Source organism: Granulosicoccus antarcticus IMCC3135, from assembly GCF_002215215.1.
GTDB lineage: Bacteria > Pseudomonadota > Gammaproteobacteria > Granulosicoccales > Granulosicoccaceae > Granulosicoccus > Granulosicoccus antarcticus.
Genome location: NZ_CP018632.1, coordinates 2,089,481 through 2,111,022, shown reverse-complemented (window position 1 = coordinate 2,111,022; position 21,542 = coordinate 2,089,481). Strand labels below are relative to the sequence as shown.

At 51.7% G+C, this 21,542-nt stretch carries 18 protein-coding genes; 2 read left to right on the top strand and 16 right to left on the bottom strand.

What is annotated here, in order from left to right; genetic code table 11:
• The first annotated feature begins 80 nt into the window (after positions 1–80).
• Entirely contained in the window at positions 81–1,301 is a 1,221-nt protein-coding gene (locus IMCC3135_RS09165; RefSeq protein WP_088917331.1) for an NAD(P)/FAD-dependent oxidoreductase, read from the top strand.
• A 168-nt stretch (positions 1,302–1,469) separates the two neighbouring features.
• Here IMCC3135_RS09165 and IMCC3135_RS09160 read toward each other — a convergent pair whose 3' ends face one another.
• The 3 genes from IMCC3135_RS09160 to IMCC3135_RS09150 are packed head-to-tail and all read right to left on the bottom strand — an operon-like array spanning position 1,470 to position 5,768.
• On the bottom strand, positions 1,470–2,414 hold the full coding sequence (locus IMCC3135_RS09160; RefSeq protein ID WP_088917330.1) for a nucleoside hydrolase: 945 nt from the start codon (positions 2,412–2,414) through the stop codon (positions 1,470–1,472).
• 55 nt (positions 2,415–2,469) lie between these two features.
• Positions 2,470–4,881: a fibronectin type III domain-containing protein gene (locus IMCC3135_RS09155; RefSeq protein ID WP_088917329.1), complete on the bottom strand. Its 2,412-nt coding sequence runs from the start codon at positions 4,879–4,881 to the stop codon at positions 2,470–2,472.
• A gap of 38 nt (positions 4,882–4,919) precedes the next feature.
• Positions 4,920–5,768: a DUF6502 family protein gene (locus IMCC3135_RS09150; RefSeq protein ID WP_088917328.1), complete on the bottom strand. Its 849-nt coding sequence runs from the start codon at positions 5,766–5,768 to the stop codon at positions 4,920–4,922.
• A 388-nt stretch (positions 5,769–6,156) separates the two neighbouring features.
• Here IMCC3135_RS09150 and IMCC3135_RS09145 point away from each other — a divergent pair, with 388 nt between their 5' ends.
• On the top strand, positions 6,157–9,435 hold the full coding sequence (locus tag IMCC3135_RS09145; RefSeq protein WP_088917327.1) for a non-ribosomal peptide synthetase: 3,279 nt from the start codon (positions 6,157–6,159) through the stop codon (positions 9,433–9,435).
• Between the two features lie 126 nt (positions 9,436–9,561).
• On the opposite strand, the gene IMCC3135_RS09140 is transcribed toward IMCC3135_RS09145, so the two are convergent.
• From IMCC3135_RS09140 to IMCC3135_RS33960, 13 genes are all read right to left on the bottom strand, one after another.
• Positions 9,562–9,765 (bottom strand): hypothetical protein, encoded by a 204-nt coding sequence (locus IMCC3135_RS09140; RefSeq protein ID WP_088917326.1) that lies wholly within the window; start codon positions 9,763–9,765, stop codon positions 9,562–9,564.
• A 59-nt stretch (positions 9,766–9,824) separates the two neighbouring features.
• On the bottom strand, positions 9,825–10,304 hold the full coding sequence (locus IMCC3135_RS09135; RefSeq protein ID WP_157735863.1) for a hypothetical protein: 480 nt from the start codon (positions 10,302–10,304) through the stop codon (positions 9,825–9,827).
• A 219-nt stretch (positions 10,305–10,523) separates the two neighbouring features.
• Positions 10,524–11,207, bottom strand: a complete 684-nt coding sequence (locus IMCC3135_RS09130; RefSeq protein WP_088917324.1) for a hypothetical protein — start codon at positions 11,205–11,207, stop codon at positions 10,524–10,526.
• Positions 11,204–13,513, bottom strand: coding sequence for an AHH domain-containing protein (locus tag IMCC3135_RS09125; RefSeq protein ID WP_169727431.1), 2,310 nt, complete (start codon positions 13,511–13,513; stop codon positions 11,204–11,206). Before IMCC3135_RS09125 ends, IMCC3135_RS09130 begins: the two co-directional genes overlap by 4 nt.
• A 32-nt stretch (positions 13,514–13,545) precedes the next feature.
• Positions 13,546–14,193, bottom strand: coding sequence for a tetratricopeptide repeat protein (locus IMCC3135_RS09120; protein ID WP_157735862.1), 648 nt, complete (start codon positions 14,191–14,193; stop codon positions 13,546–13,548).
• Positions 14,194–14,195: 2 nt separating this feature from the next.
• On the bottom strand, positions 14,196–14,636 hold the full coding sequence (locus tag IMCC3135_RS09115) for a DUF192 domain-containing protein (RefSeq protein ID WP_157735861.1): 441 nt from the start codon (positions 14,634–14,636) through the stop codon (positions 14,196–14,198).
• Positions 14,633–15,403, bottom strand: coding sequence for a hypothetical protein (locus tag IMCC3135_RS09110; protein WP_088917320.1), 771 nt, complete (start codon positions 15,401–15,403; stop codon positions 14,633–14,635). Before IMCC3135_RS09110 ends, IMCC3135_RS09115 begins: the two co-directional genes overlap by 4 nt.
• 15 nt (positions 15,404–15,418) lie before the next feature.
• On the bottom strand, positions 15,419–16,339 hold the full coding sequence (locus tag IMCC3135_RS09105; RefSeq protein WP_088917319.1) for a type II secretion system F family protein: 921 nt from the start codon (positions 16,337–16,339) through the stop codon (positions 15,419–15,421).
• A 27-nt stretch (positions 16,340–16,366) separates the two neighbouring features.
• Positions 16,367–17,215 (bottom strand): type II secretion system F family protein, encoded by an 849-nt coding sequence (locus IMCC3135_RS09100; protein ID WP_088917318.1) that lies wholly within the window; start codon positions 17,213–17,215, stop codon positions 16,367–16,369.
• Positions 17,212–18,957 carry an ATPase, T2SS/T4P/T4SS family gene (locus IMCC3135_RS09095; protein WP_088917317.1) on the bottom strand — a complete coding sequence of 582 codons (1,746 nt, stop codon included), beginning with the start codon at positions 18,955–18,957 and terminating at the stop codon, positions 17,212–17,214. The genes IMCC3135_RS09100 and IMCC3135_RS09095 overlap by 4 nt, the downstream gene beginning before the upstream one ends.
• Before the next feature lie 3 nt (positions 18,958–18,960).
• Positions 18,961–20,334, bottom strand: a complete 1,374-nt coding sequence (locus IMCC3135_RS09090) for a type II and III secretion system protein family protein (protein WP_169727430.1) — start codon at positions 20,332–20,334, stop codon at positions 18,961–18,963.
• 71 nt (positions 20,335–20,405) lie between these two features.
• Complete coding sequence (gene cpaB, locus IMCC3135_RS09085) at positions 20,406–21,242, bottom strand: Flp pilus assembly protein CpaB (protein WP_088917315.1); 837 nt, start codon at positions 21,240–21,242, stop codon at positions 20,406–20,408.
• A 68-nt stretch (positions 21,243–21,310) separates the two neighbouring features.
• Positions 21,311–21,475: a hypothetical protein gene (locus IMCC3135_RS33960; protein WP_157735860.1), complete on the bottom strand. Its 165-nt coding sequence runs from the start codon at positions 21,473–21,475 to the stop codon at positions 21,311–21,313.
• Positions 21,476–21,542 lie beyond the last annotated feature (67 nt).

Below are 21,542 nucleotides of genomic sequence, written 5' to 3'. Positions count from 1 at the left end.
CCCTCTGGCCTTTGCCGAGGGCACCTCTATTTAATAGGCAGCTATCCCCATGACCAAAAATCGAACCGCTGGTATAAACCATGACTAACAGAATCCTGATAATCGGTGCGGGACACGCAGCCATCAGAGCGGCTCTTGCGATCCGGGAGGCTGGCCATGAAGGGCCCGTAACGATTATTGCAGATGAGGGCTCTGAGCTACCCTATGAACGTCCACCTCTGTCCAAGTGGTCTGACGATGCCGTTACCTGCGCTCTGCCTATCGTCCCGATAGAACAGTTGAATGCCGCCAACGTAGAGCGCATCGCCGGAAAAGTGATCAGCCTGGACACTGGCAACAAGCAACTTGTCCTGAGCGACGGTAGCCAATGGGCCTATTCAAAACTATTGCTCGCAACCGGCGCTAACGCCCGTCAACTTCCGCCAGCAACAAACGGTGACACAGCTATACATTATCTACGCGATATCGCCGATACCGTAAAACTGAAACAGGCTGCCAGTGTCGCCAGGCAGGCCGTCATCATCGGTGGCGGATTCATCGGCCTGGAACTGGCCGCCAGCCTGCGAGCAGCAGGTGTGGCTGTGCATGTCGTAGAAGCAGCGGACAGACTATTATCACGTGCCGTAAGCATGGAAGTGTCCCGCATTGTTCAACAGATTCACCAGCGGCATGAAGTACAGTTCAGCTTTGATGTAGCGATAGAAGAGATCATGAGTCAGCCTTGTACTGTAAAGCTGAGCAATGGCACGACAATCACAACAGACATGATTATCGCGGGTATCGGCTCACTCGCTTCAACCGAATTGGCGCAGCAGGCAGGCCTGGCGGTATCCAATGGAATTGTTGTTGATTCGCACTTGCGCAGTAGCGATCCTGATATATATGCCGCAGGCGACTGCTGTGCTTTTCCACTCTATGGCCCCGGTGGCCAGGCAACCCGACTGGAGTCCTGGCAGGCCGCCGGAGATCAGGGCGAAATCGCCGGCCACAATATGGTTGCACAGACTGCCCGCAGTTACATCAAGTCCCCGTGGTTCTGGTCTGAACAATATGATCACGTATTACAGGTAGCCGGACTGCCCTCCACCCAAATGCAACTTGTACAAAGATCCTACGATGAGACTCACCACATCACGTTCGGTCTGAACACCGATGGAACATTAGGCTATGCCTGCGGAATTGCTCCAGGGCTCAAGATTGCAAAGGATATACGCCTGGCCACAAAGCTGATCGAAAAAGCTGTTCCGATTTCAAAGGATGCTCTTTGTGATCCGAGTATCGCCCTGAAATCTCTTCGATAGTCTGAACACTTCACCTGGCTCAATGACACACTGATACCCAGCCTAGAACCCACCTCCAGACTATGTAGCGGTGCTGACCGGAGATACCCTATCTACGCATGCCTGACAGTTATAGCCAATGGCTATCACAGCAACGTGTAGAGGCGGTGATCCATGAACTCTGCCGGTCTATGCAAACACCGCAAGACGCTCTAAAATCAAATCGAAAAAACCATCGCTATCCACCTCAGTCATCCAGATCGCGTTTCGAGGCCTGTCGGTAACACGCCAATAGTCCGCTACGGTCATACCAACGGTCAATGCAGATTCAGTCTCGATTTCCACATTGATGTGGCGACCAGAATATAGCTCAGGCTTCAAAAGATAGGCAATGACATTAGGATCATGAAGCGGTCCACCATCGGTACCGTACTTTTCCTCATCAAATCGCTCGAAAAAATCCAACCATTCGGCAGAGGCTGTTCCCACTTTGGTTCCTAGCGCCCGAAATGCATCGATTCGTGACTTTGTAGTTAACGTCTTGTGCGTGACATCCAATGGCATCACTACGATAGGAATTCCGGCATCAAAGGTCAGCTTGGCCGCCTCAGGATCTACGTAGATATTGAACTCAGCAACAGGCGTCACGTTGCCACCTTCAAACAAGCCGCCACCCATCATCACTAACTCTTTAATACGAGGGGCAATTTCAGGCGCCTTGGAGAGCGCTTTGCCTATATTCGTCAATGGCCCAAGCGTGCAAAGAGTCACTGACTTGTTCGGCCGAGACAGTATGGTTTCTATAATGAAGTCAACCGCGTGCTGCTCTTGTAATGCCATGCTGGGCTCAGGCAGTTGAGTACCATTTAATCCCGTAGCACCGTGCACATACTCAGCGGTAAATAGTTCGCGCTTGATCGGTCGGTCTGAACCAACGTACACCTTGGTGTTCGACCTACTCGCCAGTTCGCACACTTTGCAAATGTTGCTGGTTGTCAACGTCAGTGGCACATTACCCGCAACGGCTGTAATGCCAAGCACATCAAGTTCGGGGCTTGCCAAAGCCAACAAGATAGCAATTGCATCATCTTGCCCAGGATCGGTATCGATGATTATTTCGCACTTATCGGCCACTGTCTATCTCCTTCGTTTGACTAAACGCGCTGATGACGCTGACTCGTACAGCTTGTCATGAACCATTACGCTCAACGAGACTCACGACATCTACCCTTGCATTGTCGACAATATTGATATTATCAGCCCTGTCTATCGTCACTTGATTCCCTGTTTCATGATACCCATACGATGAGCTTGAACGCAGCGTCACGTTTTCAAGAGACATTCTGGCATCGTTGGCGAACAGGTTGGACCCTTCCGGACTTCTACTACCGATCATGCCACCATTTTCGATGATGACATTACTGATTTCTGCGTTTGCACCTTCGACAAGCTGCAAGCCTTTCCAGCTACCTGGTGTTTCATTTATTGACGTCAACACCACGGGATTATTGGCAGTGCCTCTTATTGCAAGATTCCCACGCACGATAAACACATCCCCCCCAATAAAATACATCTTCACACCCGCATTGATAATGATGGTACCGCGTACCTGATTGATAGCACCTATTTGTAGCGGAAGTCCAATATCGTCAAAAACAACATCCTCATCAATCGAAGCACCTACAACGACTAGCCGGTTAAGGTCGTTATCTATAAAACTACTATCATCATTAAACGCCGACAGAGAGGTGTAGTCGGTAGTTGCAGCACGGCGATTCTGGGTGACAAGATTGCCTTTGAATGAATCCAGCTTTGCATCCAGCCCCGAGATATCAATACCACTCCATCCGCCGTAACGAATCAATGAATTTTCCACACGTAGCCGTGAAGAGTCATTTGTCGAGGAAACCAGAGCTATGCCTGCCGCCGCTTCGGTGTTGCTGCCATGATATTCGATGACGGTGCGACTGATTATATTTCTAGAGTCATCACTGTGGTTGAACTCGACACCCCACCACCACCCTTCGACAAGACGCTGACCTGTCAAAACAACAGGATTGTCATCAGAACCTTCCGATACCAGGCGGCCATGGGTTCCGATGAGTAATTTGCTGCCTGCTGCAAATTTGAGAACAACACCTGGCTGAAGCTTCAGCACGCCAAAGTTGTCTACAACAATATCGCCTTCAACCTGGTAGCAACCAGCTGCAGGCGTCAGCTCAGTATCGATGTTATAAGTCGGAAAAACAGCGTCGCAACTCATCGCCTCCGTATCGGGAACATTCAATCCCGCTAACGCAGGTACCGTTTGCGGTGAAGACTCCGGTGGAGTAAGTGCAATGCCTGTGGTCAATACACGCAGCGGCTCACTTTGCGGGGATTCGTTACCACGAGCGTCAACAGCAGTTACCGCATACCAGTACTCTTGACCAGCTGATATCGTAGCGTCAGTCACACTGGTGCTGCTTACCCTCACCAGTGGTAACGAGGACAGCGTATCGACGCTGGGTCCTCGATAGATATTGAACCCAGCCACAACATCGATCCTATCCTGAGTCCAACTCAGCTCTACACGTTGCGTAGTCGACACCACTGAAACAACATTGACAGGTGTTGACAGAGCTTCACCACCCCCATCGACAACACTGTCGGTGCTGACTTGAGCCGCTGCCGATCGGTTGCCGGCAGTGTCTATGGATTGCACTTCATAGAAGTGAAATGCGGCTGCAGATGCCCCAGTGTCCGTATAGACAGGGTAAGGCGTCGTTGCTATGAGTTGACCGTCTCGCAAAACATCATAGCCAATAACTACGGTGTTATCTGTAGACGGCTCCCAAACGAGCACTGGCTCACCGGAAACACCATTCAATACTCTTAGATCTGATGGCATGGATGGCGGCTGTGTGTCACTTACCCCCTCCACGACACCTAGCAATATGTCTGCATTGGTTGACGTCTGAATCTTGCTGGCAGGGTCAGTTATCACAATAGTGATTTGTCTTCCGCCATTTTCATCAACAAACACGGGGTTCAGATCCAGAAACAGATCAACACCGGTATCATCCGCACGGAATGGCTCGGACAACAATTGTTTGCCAGTCAAGCCATAGTCTTCAAGCACAAACTCCACAAGGCGAAGGTACAGCCCGGCCAAGTCCGTGAATTGATCGGCTGACGGCAACTCCGGCAGTGTGTCAGCGGATTCAAAAGCGGCATCGATATCACTGATATCGTAGCGCCCGAGAAACCAGCTGCGAAGCACCACGTCGGTATAGCTGTGGATGTGCGCAATGGCCTCAGGATACGCAACACCATAGTGGTAGTTGTCATTGCCCAGACTACTTCTGATCAGCCAGGGCCCTGAACCGAGTGCCCCCTCAGCAGAGTATTGCCCGTCATTGCCAATTATTGCTGTTGTTCGTTCACCTGACTGCGCTCTGATTTCAATTTCATTGTCGGCAAGCTGCTGCTGTTCACTGATCGTACCGCGAAAAGTGATACCGGTACCGACCACGCCAGACTCATCCGATGGTTCCTCGAAATTACAGCCTACCAGCGACGCCATAGCCAGAAGCAACAACAGCCTTGCGAATAATTTCATGAGAGGATGGTTTCCATGCCTGTTTCGGGTAATACCTTTCACCGCTCTTCTTTATCCTTGTTACTGTCGTTCATCGACATTTGGGTTTCTTCAAGATAGTAGATTCCCATACCAACCCGCTTCGACTTTCCGTAAGTTTTTTTCCCGGCCTGTTCACGCTTCTTCGCCAGAAACTTGTTCAAATCCGCGATGAGCTCAGCCGCCTTCTCTGTAGAGTACACCTTGAAATCGTGCGCGCTGCACTCATCCAGCAAGTTATAAGTGACTTGTCGTTGAAACATTTTGTCACCCGGGTCGGCATCAACATTGGACACCCCTGTCCAGAACAAATCGGCAACGCACATGGACAGTATTCTCACCTGATCCAGATCATCCGCGTGAGGAATATAGGCTGGATTCACCAGCGCTACGCTGTATTCATCAGGCTGACTGGTGACGCCAGACCGGTTCAGCTCTTCGAGCACTGCACCATAAGTTATATCGCCACTGTAGCGTTTGACCAACGTCACAAAACTGGATTTATGTCCTTTGATAGGTAAAACCCTGGGATTACGCTTCCGGTCCAGAAATTCCTTGTCAGCCAACCAGCCTTGCACCACTCTTTGCGCGCGATTAGGCTTCTGCTTGAGACTGGTAGTGCTTTCATCGAGCAGATTGCGCAATCGCACCACTTCCTTGCGGCTCAATCCGGTCAGCACAGCAACCCTTGATATCGTCATCTCCTCGCCTTCTATGGCGAAGTCCCTGTCGGCCACTTCTACATAGGTTTGGCGAACCAGCTCACTGAGTTCAAGGTGAGTAACCTCGAATCGTATGAGCAACCGAATCATCGGGCGCAGAATACTGACCACAGACTTAGCCAGCGATAACTTGAGAGTCTCGCTCATGGTCTAGAAAAAATGAAGGGGCCACACAAAATACACTACCTCAAGTGCAGCAATGCCTTGACGGCACAACACATAAACAGCACTGTTGTTGTCGGGATAAAATTCCCATTGACGGAGTTTTAAGCTATTGGCTTGAAAGGTCAAGCGTCGGTGCGAAAAATGACCATCAAAGCAGTCGCTATCATTTTTCTACCCGCTCACCTTTGACTTCAGCGCACCGACGGACTCCTGATGGAGAACACCCTATGAGGTGCTGTACTCAGGCGGCCCTCAGCACGCAGTACACAAAATTTCACGACAAATGCCTCCACCACTGTCTTGTTGGGAATAGCGAAAAACGCTAAGATCGCCCCTTCAATTACGTTATGTATAATTAGAGTGTCATCGTATGGAAAGCTCCTCTGCGTTGTCCTTTTGGGCAACTGCGACAAGCCAGCAGATAGACCCGCTGGAGATTCCCTGCGACCGACCTCGCCTCAAAATCTCAGACAATCTGACAACAGCAAATGTCGAGGTGCCCTTCACCCGCTCAATCAAACTGATTGATCAAATTGCGACTCAATGTAACGTATCGCCTGAAGTAGTCTGTCAAGCCGTGTATTCGATTCTCTTGTACCGGTACACCGGTAAATCACTGCTGCGTATTGGCTACCTGCACAGCGCCCCCGCTTCCAATATCAATACGGAGACAACGCCCAGAGTCTGCTTTCCCCTGATCACCAGAATCAGTGCTGAAGACAGCGCCAGAGAGCATATAGAACAGTTGTCACAGGCATTCTCCAAAGGAGAAATCCTGTCGTTGGAAAATTTCGAAACTGTTGCGCAAAAGCTTGCTCCTCAAGGGGCCGCCACATCGACATCACCCTGTGAAATAGCACTGAGCTATGGGAACACGCCGGCATATAACCATAGTGACGACACCTTGGAGCTGCTCCTGTCGGTAATACGACAAGATGATGAGGCAATACTGAACATTCGTTATCTGACGGCGCTATTCAACAAGGAGACAATCACTCGCCTGACAAGCCATTACGAACACTTGCTTGAGGCCGTGGCGTCGGCTCCCGACACCCTTGTTTCGCAATTGAAAATGCTGGGAACAGCCGAGCGTGATTACCTGCTCCATGAATTGAATGATACGACACGCCCGTACCCCTCGAACTCGACAATAGTGGATCTGTTCGCAACGCAGGCACGCCTATGCCCAGATTCGATTGCTGTTCGAGGGCCGAATGAGCATTCGCTGACCTACCAGCAACTGGATGAGGCATCCAATCAGCTTGCGCATTACCTGAATGAAAAGAACGTACAGAAAGCGGACCGGATCGGTCTTTATCTGGAACGAGACACCACGCTGATGATCGCTTTATTTGGCGTGATGAAAAGCGGAGCCTCCTATGTACCTCTGGATCCGATGTTCCCGAAAGATCGGCTCAACTTCATGGTTCAGGATTCGTCGGCAAAATATGTACTGACGCAACCTTCTCTTGTGGATGGCGCTCCATGTTCACAGGCGCAAACACTTGTGCTGGATGACTCATTGGAGGTTCTGCAGGATCAGTCCAATGAACCAATCCAGCTGTCATCCGCGCAGAGCGAAGCCTACGCTATCTACACCTCTGGCTCTACCGGCGTCCCCAAGGGAGTCATGATCGCCCACCAGGGGTTGACCAATTTTCTCGTATCGATACTGGACGCACCGGGTGTGACGAAAAACGATCGGATGCTGGCCGTCACGACGCTTTCGTTTGATATATCCATTATCGAGTTATTTGCACCGCTACTGGTCGGGGCGCAAGTGATACTGGCAAGCCGCGAGCAGGCAATGTCCCCGGAGCTGCTTTCGGCTCGAATCAAGTCCGTTGATGCCAACTACATCTCGGCCACACCCGCTACCTGGAAAATGCTACTGGATAATGAATGGTCTGGTTCCTCGACCATGAAGGCCTTGTGCGGCGGGGAAGCACTCACCCGTGATCTGGCAGATCGCCTCACCGCTTCCTGCAAAGAGCTGTGGAACATGTATGGCCCAACCGAGACAACTGTCTATTCAACAACAGAAAAAATAGAGCCGGGAAATGGATCTATCACCGTTGGACGGCCTATTGCGAACACCACACTTTACGTCTTGGACGAATCCATGAATGTCGTGCCTGTAAGCGTACCAGGTGAGCTGTATATCGGCGGTGATGGCGTCGCCGAAGGGTATCTGAACCGGGATGAACTGACCGCCGAACGATTTGTGGCTGATCCCTTTCAGGCAACGGGTACCCGTATGTACAGAACTGGAGACGCCGCTCGGTGGCTTGCCAATGGATACCTGGAGGTGCAAGGACGGTTGGATGAGCAAGTTAAGCTGCGCGGATTCCGAATTGAGCTGGGGGAGATTCGCGCAAGACTGGTCGAAAGCCTTGAGATACGTGATGCCACTGTGATTGTGCGAGAGGACACACCTGGCGAGGCCAAGCTGGTCGCCTATCTGGTCCCGGAACTTCAGACCAATAGCTTTTCAACAGGAGAGTTGCGGGCAACGCTCAAGAGAACCTTGCCTGAATATATGGTGCCCGAAGCATGGGTGATTCTGGATAATTTGCCGCAAACCCCCAACGGCAAAGTTGACCGGAAGCAACTGCCCGTGCCAGACCAGAGTATTCTACTGACAAGCGAAAATCTGGTCGCTCCAGGCAACGACTCTGAAGAGCAGATAGCCCTGATCTGGAAAGAAGCACTGCGACTGGAACAAGTGGGCGTTCACAATAGCTTCTTTGAACTCGGCGGACAGTCAATTCAAGCTGCAAACCTGGTTGCCAAACTACAAGACAGACTCAATTTGAGCATACCTTTGCTGGATATTTTTCAAGGAACAACGATCGCATCACTCGCGCGTCGGCTCGATGGTGAAGAGGTCGACCAAGCCGTACAACAATATTGCCGCCTGATTACATCACCGGTTGATAAACAGCCGGTCTTCATGGTGGGCAGTAACCCACTATTCAGCCTCGCCTGCGCCAGACTGGAAGGCCAGCATCCGGTGTATCAAGTGGATTCCTACGCTTTGCAGATTGAACGCAGATTAGCAGGCAAGCGTTTGTTAAAAAGTATTGAAGAACTGTCGACGGAATTGCTGCTCGAAATAAAAAAGGTTCAGCCACAGGGGCCGTATCTGATTGGGGGTGGCTGTGAAGGTGCGTTAATAGCCTTTGAGATCGCATTACAACTTCAACGTCAGGGACAAGAGGTTGAGAAACTGATGAACTGGCATACTGCAGCGCCTGGCCCGGATCTGACGACGGACTTTGGTGAACCTCCACTCAGAGCGCTGAGGTGGTGTAAGTGGCGATTCAAGACTGTGCTACAGGATGGCTCAATAAAAAACCTCGGACTCAAGGGCTTCAAAGAGCTGCTCAGACACGAGTTTGTTGAATACTCACTTTTTACGGCCATGTACAGCTACAAAATCAACGGGAAATTCAATGGCAGCATGGATATGGTTGTATTGACGCAGATGGAAGAAGAGAACGATTTCAGTGAACGAACCATGGGTTGGAAAAATCACCTGACAGGCCGGGTAAGCTTCTATGAATTGGGCGGAACACACGACACATGGCTTGAGGATAACGCCGAAGGCTTTAGTGAATTTCTGTACAAGACACTGGTGCCTGCCTGAATCGATCCATATTCCTGAACCCATATGGTACAAGCATGCTAAATCGCCTGTAAAAAAAGATTTTCTACAAATCAGGCGGCCCACCAACTTCTCCTTCTTCCAACGAAGCTGCATAGAACTAATCCACTAGCCCAATCCACCACCGCGCATCATCGGCTGGGACAGGCCAAGCAAAAACACCACCGCTGTGATCAACCATCCATACCAGCGTACGCTTCGCATGAGAGCTTGCCGTCCTTGCAAACGCGAGAACAGTAACAACACGAATAATACAATCATGTAACTGACTAGTAGACGTCCAGCTAGGTTGCCGATTTCGTAGACGCTCATTAGGCTGTTTTTCCTGTAATGCTATTGCTGTTAAATACTGTCAATTGACGCTCCACCCTTCACAATTCACGGAGATTAACCAGTATCTTCTCCACAATGTGTTCAATGTGAGCAATCTGACCAGCAGGAGTACTCACCAGAATGCTCACCAGATGCCCAGAGGGCAAGGCTCCCACGATGTTTCGGAGGTCATACTCGGCATCCCCTTGACGAATGCTGAAATTGTCTTCGAATCCGGTGAGGTTTCCGACACGCACGTCCTGAAGGGCACCGGGTGTCAGCGGATCGGCCATACCCAGCCCTGAACGAATGCTCTGCATGGCCGATGCAGCCACACTGTCCAAATCGTCGACAAGTACACTCAGCTCGGCATCGCGTACGATCTGGATACTCGTAGCAGGGTAGTAGTTGGGTGGTGTACTGAGTTCGATACGCTGATTGCGCTTCATCGGCGTCAGCGACAGTACCCACTGTGGCCTTGATGGCACCAGCACCGTAAGGCCCGCTTCTTCCAGCCTTGTTTCCTGGAAGGGTCGCAACTCGCGGGTGTCTGCGAATGCTGTCAGCGGAAGCAGGAGCCCAAGAACTATAACCCTGCTCCACGATACATCCGACGCGACCCGCAACCCCATCATTCGTACACCTTTATGACACGTGGGCTATTGAAGCGTTTCGTCGTGACAAGCGTCCATGATCGCCCGCTCGCGAGACTCATTTCAAAAATCATTGCATGTTTCTTCCGCGATTCAGACTTATCATCACGCATCAGCTTCATCACTAATGAAAAACAACTGCATGCACTCGAACGGGTCGCCGCCATCATCGAACGGGGTTCCAATCCAACCAGTCGGCATGCCACCGGTTGTCAGTGCTTGATAAACCCGTTTAGCTACCGGCCAGCGATCAAGGCCTCCCATGTACATAGCATCAGATATCTTCAATAGATAGGCATCCATTTCATTGGGAATGACGCTGTTGACAAAAAATCGCATTTGATCTTCGTCAACATTCACGCGCGCGTGCTCCATAAAATAATCGAACAGTGATATTTCCTCTACCTTTCGCTTGAAGTAGTCGAAAAACACTTCTCCTTTTTTATCCATACTGTCTAAAGACATCTTCATGGAAGCTTCGTAAATTTCCATACCTGGAGCAAAGGAGTCAACGCTAGCGCTCACTACGTAAGGAAAATTATCAAATGTCTCATGGTACTCACCCTCCTCATTATCACCCAGGACTACTACCATCATCTCCTGCGCTGCCAAAGGTTCTTCAACAATAGGGAAGTTCAGCCCCTCGAGTACCGAAACGGGCCTTTTTCCCACCAAGCCCATCAACATCACGTCATCGCTCAGTAGATATTCGAACCGACGGAGATCCTCTTTCGTGACAAATTCATTGGTCTTGAACAAATTCATATAATTATCGGGCCACATGCTCATGTCTCCTCTGCATACTCTTCCAGTACATCGTTGAATACGTCATTCCACTGCTGCACAGTCGCACCATCAGAGTTCCGCAATGGAGGGTTGTTTTTCGCCAAACCTTCCCTTGATTCTTCTATCCCTCGAATGAGAACGTCTCTTTTGACAGAATCGCTGACATTCATTTTTTCGACATCCTGCAAAAATTGACGAACTGCAGCACTATAGCGACTGTGAGAACCATTGTGAATGGCGCTACATGTTCCTGAAGAACATGGTAGCGGGATTCCATTGTCAATCGAATTAATATCTATTCCAAGCCGATTAAGCATGGGGTTATTCCGAAATTCAAAAGGAATGACATGATGTGCCTGCCATCGGGCATTCGATGGCAGATTGCTGTTGGATTGTAGGTTGTAATGAAGTGCCATACGGTCTCTGAGCAGACTTTGGGTTCTGGTCGGTGACCCTGTAAACAAATTCGGCGTCCGAATCCCACGCAGTGTCACGTTTGGAAAATTCGGCAGTGGCTGCGTCCAGGGAATTCGGCACGGTCCCGCGTTGTGTACCCACAGCCCCATCTCCCCGGCAAAGTAGCTGGGCGTTGACTCAACCGAAAAGTTGAAAACCGGTGTCGCTTCCTCGACGTAGGTGTTGCTGTAGGCAACAACATCGCCTGACGCTGTGGCAATCGGGTCTTCCCAAGCAATCGCCTTCGCTTCAACCCATCCCTTGCCCTGCACCCAGAAAGGATGTTCAGATGTTGCCTCAATCACCCCGAGTTCGGTCTCGATACGGTGATAGCCCTCAGCTACGCGCCCATGGGTGGCTGTTATGCGCTGGGGTGCGTTCAACAGTGTCTGCTCATCGCGAGCATCAACAACATCCCCTGTTTTCAGCACTTCAATGAAAACCGATCCCTCCGGGGTCCATATCGGCGTGCCAGCGGGAAAGCTGGCGCACACCTCGCGCGCTTCTAGATCATCAGCATAGCGCCCCAGACGAGTGCTCCCTGCCAGACGACCCACGATACGAATCGCCAGTGCTGGATTGAGGCTCTGACCGACCAGCTGTCCGATATCCCCTGGACCGCATTGCATCAATTTGTCGACATCCGCCCCTAGTTCAGTCAGCATCCCCTCGATCACACCTTTAGGGTCATCGATGAACGCTTTGGCGATATCGAGCATCACACTCGGGTCCTTGATCAGTTCCAGCAGATCACTGACCTGTTCGCCCATCCCTGCTACCAGCCCTGAAAAGAAATCCCAAACAACCGCTGCCGCAGCTTTTATCTCATCCCCCCAATCCAGTGGGTTCCACCAATTACCCTCATCCGCACTCTGGTAGCGCTCATCATCCCAACTAGTCTCACACGCAATCTCATCCTCGGCGTCTTCCTCTTTATCGCCATCGTTCTGATCCGAGCCGTCGGTCGGCTCAAGGTCATCACCGTCGTCTGATCCGTCAGCCTGTTCGTCGGAGGTGTCTCCACCATGTTCCTCTTCACCCGTCGGATCATTCCCCTCACCCGCCCCGTCAGTATCACCTTCCTCTATCAACGCCGCACTATCACTCTCCGCTACTGCAACATGATCTGCCGCCTCTGTGATCGCCGACTTCCAGGCCGGTGACTGCATCCGCACCGTCGCCACCGATTTCAACGGAAGCTGGTTCTGCGCGTAGAACACTGTGTTCTCCGGATCAAACAGCATCAGAGTCTTCGCCAGCAGCGCGCCGACCAGTGGTACCTTCAGCTCTAAACCATGTGTCACCTCGATCTTAAGCAGATTCGCATCACGCAGCGTTACCCCCGATGTACTGCCGATGCTATTCGGTTGGTGACGTAGATGACTGTTCGGGATCATGAGCTCACCCGAATCCGGATCATCAAATCCCCAGTCACTGAACGCATCAGCAGTCGGGTTGACTATGCGGATTCGTGTCTGCAGACGATTCTCAACCAGGGTACGAGCCATCAGAATCGCCGTGGCTGCCCGTTCGGTACTGCCGTCCCCGCCTTGTAGCGGCGCCAGACGGATACCGAGCTCATGACGCATCGCCCCTTCCTGGCCATGATGTACTGCACCGGTCCGAGCGGCTTCAAACGTGGCGTAATTCAGCGTCGACTTGCCGTGATAGATCAGGCTACCCTGGAGCGTTGACAGTCCCAGCAACAGCAGCACTGGAATCGCGATTGCCATCTCGCTCAGTGAGCCTCGTTGGCGCAAGCGAGAGGAGCTTCCATTCATACGGTGCCGACGTTGCCTTGAAAACGTCAGTCCGTGCCACGCTCGGGCAGTTCTGATTAGTCCATTTTGCATTATCTGAAATCCTTTCTGCATTCAATCGACATTCAACGCTCAGACAACCCGGTACCCGCCGGAGTCCAGCCAGAGGCAGACTCAGCAAATTGCTCTACCGGAGCATCGAACACAACGCCGCTAGCCTCGTTTTGCTCCAATGAAGTGGTCGACACATCCACGCTTGCACTCACAACGGCTGCATCGATTGCATCAATACGCGAGCTGATCGAGACATGGGCCGGATCATCGGATGCCAGAAATTGAGCTGCTTGAAGCAGTGCTTTTCGCGCATTCAACAAATAGACAGTCGACAGATTGAACCAGGGCTTGGCGGCCTTGCCTTCACGTCCGATCGAGACGCTATAAGCCTGAATCGCTGCTTCATACTGCCCCTGCTGTGTGCGAACGTTGCCCAGACGAAACCAACTCCAGGCATCCTTCGGCACCGCCTCTGTCAGTTGCTGATAATGAGACGCAGCTTCTGGCCAGCGTTGCCCACGATAAGCAATATCAGCCTTTGCTGATAGCGCAAAAAGGGCCTCGCTTGATAGCACAGACTTACCATCTGCGCCGGACATCGCCCCACCATTACCCGGCGCTGTACCGGGAATGGCACAGCCAACCAGAGAGCAAGACAGAAGGACAAGCGGAAGTAAACGCCGGAGCCTGATCATAACCATGATTTTCATGCCAGTCATAATCATCCACCTTCCTGTCGAACCAACCCATCTTGCAGATCGTGCGACGATTGGGCGTCACCAGGTATCAAGCGACATCCTTCTTTCAGCCCGAGTTGTACGGCATTCCCCTGTTCGAGTTCGAACACGGCATGGGCGCCCTTGCATTTCTCTACTCTGTTGATCCCGAGTGATGTGACTTTCAGTATCTGCCATTCGCGATCCACAAACACCAGATCAAGCGCTCGCTGCATTCCGTAACCGTGTACGCAGGAACTACGCTCGAACAACAAGGATTCATCGCTTTCGAGCCGATCGAATGCTTTGATGCCACGTAGACGAGCCAGAAAAGACTCGGCTTTCCAGCAATGTCCGATGGATCGGCCATCCAGCGACAACGAGTACCGCACTGCAGGCTGGAAGGTGAAATCAAGCCACGCTCTATGCAACCGGATCTGTGTCACCAGGAACCTCCGAATACGGACCGGTCTTGCTCCTGCTGATTACTCTCGCTACCATGTATGGGCAGACCGTCGATACCAAGCCCCGTGGATACCTTGCCTTGTTCCTCGGTCTCTTCCGTATCCTCGATTTCAACGTCAACTTCAACTTCGGGCTCTTCGACAATTAGCGGTGTCGTTTCTATGTCAGTAGAAGCACTGGCAAATTCTGAAAACACGAACACCTGGCCGCGATAGCTGCAAGACAGATTCATACGCAAAAGCAATGTCGCCGAGCCACCGAATTCACTGGTCTTGAACTTGGCAACATCGTCATCGGCCCCGCTGACAAGTTCGACATCCTCATCGATCATGCCATTACCGTTCATGTCACGATAGAGTGCCAATGGAAACCGTCCACCGCCGAAGGTATTCTCCGTCCAGTCAGCATAAACACTCAGCTCCACATCGCCAATCGGGTTACCACTACCGTCTCGCACACTTACCTGCAAGGGTATGTCGAGCGTGTAGTCATCGAAATAGATGCACTTGCCATTATCATCCAGCTGCTCGGTGATCTCGAAAGTTCTGGAATCCGGTGAAATCGAGAGCGTGGTATCACTTGGCAACTGATCATTCGAACAGCCGCTAGACAATGCGAGCACGGCTACAGTTGCCAGGGCATTTCTCCTGGCAATCACTCTAGGCTTGCGCCTGTTTTCTTTCATGCTCACTGCCATATGCTGAATCATGGATATTTGCTCTTGTTCACCGTGTTTGCTTTGCTGCATTAGTGTTTCCTCCCCCTACATCCCGGCCGGCCATTGCCAGGCCCATACCAAAGGAGGCCAGCTCAGCACCCCCTGGAGAATCGCCTTGCTCATGATCAGGAAACCCAGGACGAAGAAAGTGGTCGGAAAAATGAACATCACCAGCGGCCCCAGCATCTTTACCGGTGCCTCCATCGCCAGTTTCTCGGCACGCTGAAAACGTTGCGTGCGCAGCTGATCGGATTGCGCACGCAGAATGGGACCCAGGCTGGCCCCTGTCTTTTCTGCCTGTATCAAGCTGGCAACCACCATTTTCACCTGTGCACTACCGGCACGCTCTGCCAGATCTCGGAGTGATTCGGCGCGGGTTTTCCCGGCGCGAATATCACGCAGCACACGGCTTATCTCTCGACGTAGTACTGTATCTGGTGTCTTCTGAACCGCTTGCGTCATCCCGCCTGTCAGGTTGCTACCAGCCTCAACGGACAAAGTAATGACGTCCAGGTAGAACGGTAGAGAACGCAGCATCTCGTTCTGGCGACGTGCCGTCTTTTCCCGCAACCACAGCTCCGGATAGTAAAAGCCGCCGATCGCTAAAACCAATGAAAACAGCAAACCTGCACTACCGAGCATTGAACCCAATAGCGCTGAAAACAAAGCAAAAAAGATGGCCGACACCAGCCGTACGGCCAGAAATTGTTTCGCATTGACGATGTACTCGGCACCGCCACGCTTGAGCCGCGCAGCGGCCATTTGCAACGCCGTCTCGCTGAACAGATGCCCGACATAATGAACCATGGCCTGAATAAATGGCCATGCCAGCCTGAAACCCAACGGTGGGCTATCAAGGAACTGTCGATTTTCATCAGGAACAGCATTGAAGAAACGATAAACCTGCCAGACCATCAACGCAACAAACCCGCCGAATATCAGCGATATGATCAGAATCATGGACATGAGAGATCTCCAATAGGCTCCTTCATCTCAGACATCGATGGTGACTATCTTGCGAATCGTGATGCCGCCCAACAATTGCAACACAATAATCACCAACAGAAAAATCCAGCCGAGTAATCCGGTATAGATGTATTGCATGGCCTCGCGCTCAATGAATAACAAAGCGCCCATGATCATGAATGGCAATGCAGAGACGACTCGTCCCTGGAGTATCCCCTGTGCCGTCAGCGCCCGGATCTTCCCCTCCATCTCGATCTTCCGTCGGATTGTTTCAGACAATCGGGAGAAGGTTTCAGCCAGATTCCCCCCTACGTCCTGAGCGATCATCGCGGCCGACACCACCAGATCCATCTCTTCGCTTTGAACGCGCTCAGCCAGATTATCCAGCGCTTCATCGAAGCGAAGACCGACACGCTGCTCCTTGAGCAGATGCGCGAACTCCTGCGCGATGGGCCCACCCTGCTCTTCCACCATTGCCTGTATGGACGTTGTCAATGTAGAACCGGCTCGCATACTGCCCGATATCTGTGCCAAGGAATCCGGCAGCGCCTCATTGATGAGCTTTCGTCGGCGCTGGGCCATACGATTCATAACCCACCGTGGCAAGAGGGCAATGGCTAACAATACAATCATGGCAATCGGCAATGTCTGTCCAGACAAAAGCAGTAATACCGGAACTCCGATTAAAACCAGTACATAAATGAGGAACAATCTGCGTGTGTCGGCAAACACATACAGTTTTCGCAAATGCGTATCCGTCTTCTCGGATACGCTCTCAGAGACCCTTTGCGCTGTTACCGCTGTCATGCTAAGCACGAAATAACTCGCCGTAACCAAGCTTAGAAAAATCACTCCAAGGATGAGCAGGACGTTCATGAAAGAGAACCTCCGGGCTGGCTGGTGAACGGTGACAGGTCAACCTCTATACCGATCTGCCGCAGCTCTTCATAGAAGGATGGAATAGCTCCAGTGGCCGCAAAGTGGCCTTTAACACGTCCATTCTCATCAATGCCTTTCTGTTTGTAGACAAAAATGTCCTGCAACTGAATCGTACCGCTCTCAACACCAACCACCTCGGTGATCTTCGTGATCTTGCGTGAACCACAAGGGAAACGAGTCTGTTGAAGGATCAGATGCACCGCAGAGGCCACCTGTTCTCGAATAGCCGATGTCGGTAAGTCCATGCCAGCCATCAATACCAGCACTTCCAGTCGTGAGATAACATCTCGCGGATTATTAGCGTGAATCGTAGTCAAGGAGCCGTCATGACCCGTATTCATTGCCTGAAGCATATCCAACGCCTCACCACCACGACACTCACCAACCACGATTCGGTCTGGACGCATCCGTAGGGAATTTTTCACCAGATCGCGGATCGGAATGCCTCCCTTACCCTCCAGGTTCGGAGGTCGTGATTCGAGCGATACAAGGTTCGGCTGCACCAGCTTGAGCTCAGCAGCATCCTCGATGGTGACGATACGATCTGTATCAGGAATGAAGCCTGACAGCACATTCAAAAGTGTCGTCTTACCCGAACCGGTGCCACCGGAAACGATAATGTTCAATCGCTGTTCGACGGCGATGCGCAGGAACTCAACCATCGGCGCTTCGAGCGTCCCGTAGCGAACGAGATCATCAAAATGCAAACGATGCTTCGGAAACTTTCGTATGGTGATACTCGGACCTTTCAGTGCCAGAGGAGGAATGATGGCATTGACGCGGGAGCCATCCTTCAGTCGAGCGTCACAGATAGGGCTACTTTCATCGATTCGTCGCCCGATTGGTGTAATGATGCGATCGATAACCGCCAACACCGTCGTATCGCTGGTGAAGTTCACCGGAGAGCGCAGCAGCTTGCCATCCTTTTCGATAAATATCTCAGCATGGTTGTTCACCATGATTTCGGTAATGGATTCATCTTCGAGAAAGTCCTCGAGCGGACCCAGCCCTACCGCTTCGTTCAACACATTGCGGTGTAGCCTTTCACGGTTGAGTCGATCCGGCATCTGCGCAGTAAGCTCACCGATGATCTGATCGATCAGGCTTGTCGATGCTTCTCGCAATTGCTCGTCACTCATACGATTGACATCACGACGCTGCAGATCCATACGATGGAGAAGTTGCTCGTGAACAATATGTCCCCAGTACACAAACTCCCGGGCCATTTCCGCCTGCTCGCTTGATACGCCATTCACGTCATCGTGAGAAACGGCAGGAACATCCGACACCGAATCATCCTTCCCCAATGAATTGGAAACGGTATCAGTTGGTAGCTCCGACGCCGATACCTCCCTCTTCACTGATGGCGTGTGATCGGCATGCACGATACGTCGCATGTCAATAACTACGCTGAGATCACCCAGTAGCACCTCATCAAGCTCATTGAGTGGACCATGCTCCATGACGCGCTCTCGGTTAACCCAGGACCCATGCAGACTTCCCATATCCGTCACCCAGATACCATCCGGCTTCAAAGTGAGCTCTGCATGACGCTTGCCTACTTGCCGGGAGCTGATAACCAGATCGTTGCTCCGGGCACTGCCAATCGCACAGCTTTCACCTGTGACCTTGAACAGTTTTCTCCGACTACTTCCTTGCTGGTAATAGAATTCGAACATACCTTACTCCATGAGATCGATGCGACGACCAGCCTCGTCAAGACGCAGGCTCGTGTCAGCCAGAATTTTTTGATGCCGAGCTGACATTGCAGTAGTTACAGGATCAATTACCTCCGGTGTCACAAAGACAACAAGCTCCATAGCTGCATCGCGCCGCTTGGTTGAACGAAACAGATGTCCGAGAATTGGCAGTCGTCCAAGACCGGGAATTCTGTCAACATCCTCACTCATATCCGAGTTCAGCAACCCAGAGATCACGATCGTCTCTCCATTAGCTACATTGACTTCAGTGGTCGCACGTCGCGTCAGCAAACCCGGCGTATCACCGATCGAACTTGCTTGATCCAGCTGACTGATCTCGGTTTCAATGATTGCCCTGACGTTGCCAAGCTCATCCACAACGGGCGAGATGTTGAGCCGTATTCCGTACTCCTTGAATTCCACAATTGTTCGTCCGTTCTCCCCAGTGGTCGGATAGGGAACCTCACCACCGGCAAGAAATGAGGCTTCGCCTCCACTACGGCAACTGAGAACCGGTTCAGCAAGCGTAACGGCATCGCCATTCGCAGCAAGCATATTGATGCTGGACGTAATGTTGGAAACGATACCGAAATAGGTGGCGAATGGATCCACGACATTGGGTAGCGTCTCGGAAAGCCCTTCGGCTGCTGGTCTGAATAAAGAATTACCAATCGCATCTCCGGCAAATGCCAGGCCTGGACCCGACGTCGAGTCGCTCCAGTCGATACCAACTTGTTCGAGAGAGCTCTTGCGAAAATCAACCATTCGCACTTTCATACGAACCATCTTCTCCATTCTTACCCGAGTCTCAGGGTCGGACTCGCTGATACGAATATTGAAATCCGACTGGCTGCCATCGGAGTGCCACAGACGCAACGAGGAGCTGCCTGCCGACTTGCCGATTACCAGTAACTCGCCACTTTCTAGCACTTCGGCTCGAACCACAGAACCATTACCCACGGCCACACGTTTGACTTTCACGACACCCAATACATCGACCTGTCCGACGAACATGTCAATATTTACCGTCTTGGCAATATGTTCGGCAACGCTGGATCTCGAGCCCGACGAATTCATGGCCGAAAAGGCTTCACCGACCCTCTTGGCAGCATTCAGCTCTTCGCGTTGCTGCGTCAGTTTCGATGATTCGCTTTCGGAGCCCTCTGCCTCATCATCCACCTGGTACTCGATGAGTTGCCAATCCGCTTCGGCTGATTCCTTTGGTTGTTTCACCAACGCCCCCTGGGCGCTGGCAGCCGTTGGAAAATTGCCTATCGGTACCCATCCATCCTTATCCGCTTCAGACTGGGCATGCACTGCCAGCGAAAAGAAAATCAGAACAAGCAGAGCGATCACCTGTCTCACTCGTTGAAGCACAGAGGAGAATAAGTCGCGATAACAGAGACGCGCAGAAATATACATGGCTATCAACGCCCTTCCACTATGTATTCTATTGACGGCTTTTTAGGCCGCCGCTTCTTCGGTATCACCGGCTCGGGCTCAGGTATATTGAGCAGATGAGCAACCGTTATCGGAGAATCAGCAAAGGAGCCATCATCCTCCGGATTTCGCAAAACCGCAGTCAATCGACCAATCTGCTGAGCGAGTGTAATTTTCTGAGCCTGCTCTGGAGACACATGTACAGTAATGGTATTGAAACTTCGCTCCCGACCACCCGATTGTTTATCGACCATCGTCTGCACGCCAGTCGCGATGATATTGAGCTTCTGAATAAGCGGGAATATCTCTGACTCGTCGCTCGACCCATGACTGAGTAAAAGATCAACCTTGTCCTTCGGCTGCAGAAATCCAGAGATGGAATTGATCTCGTCAACACGCACCGTCATTGCACGCAATCCATTCTCCACCTTGCCGCTGAAGGTCGGCGTCAAGCCGCCTTCAAGATGGCTCCACTGCAAAGGTCTGCCTTCACTGACATCGTATTCGAGTCGCTGTCCGATCGCGTTCTCGAAATTACTGCCATTGATGCTATTCGTATCGACGTATTGCGTCGGCACATCACGAAAGACAAGATCCTGCTGGGTGATCACCTGACCGCGCTGGATATTGCGAATCGGGACAACAACCTGGACCAATGTTTCAGTGGTCTCCAATTGGTTGCGGTAAAAGGCTACCTGATCCTGGATGTACGTACGCGAATAGAACACGCCCACCGCCCCCAGCGCCAGGGATAAAAGCAGCATGAGCAATGGCTTCAGATTGCGTGAGCGGGATGAGCGCTCAGTTGTTTGTTGCACTGGCATCTTGAATCAATCTCTCGTGAAAGGGTGTGCTAGTCGATCGGTCTGCAGCAGCAGAAAATCTGCGTGCATCAGGGAATCGACATCAGTACAGTGGTATTCGCCTGAAATGCGGACAGGGCGTCCATGAACCAGGTAATCAGAGAATGCTCCATTCCCGGTATCGGCATGATCAAGGTTACGATCATGACCGCCAGACCTACCAGATATTCAGCCGCAGTCGATCCTTTCAGCATGTGCCTTGATGCGTGTCGCCACAGGCCGGCTCGACCGCAATTCACAGCTGAAGGTAGTCGAACCTGC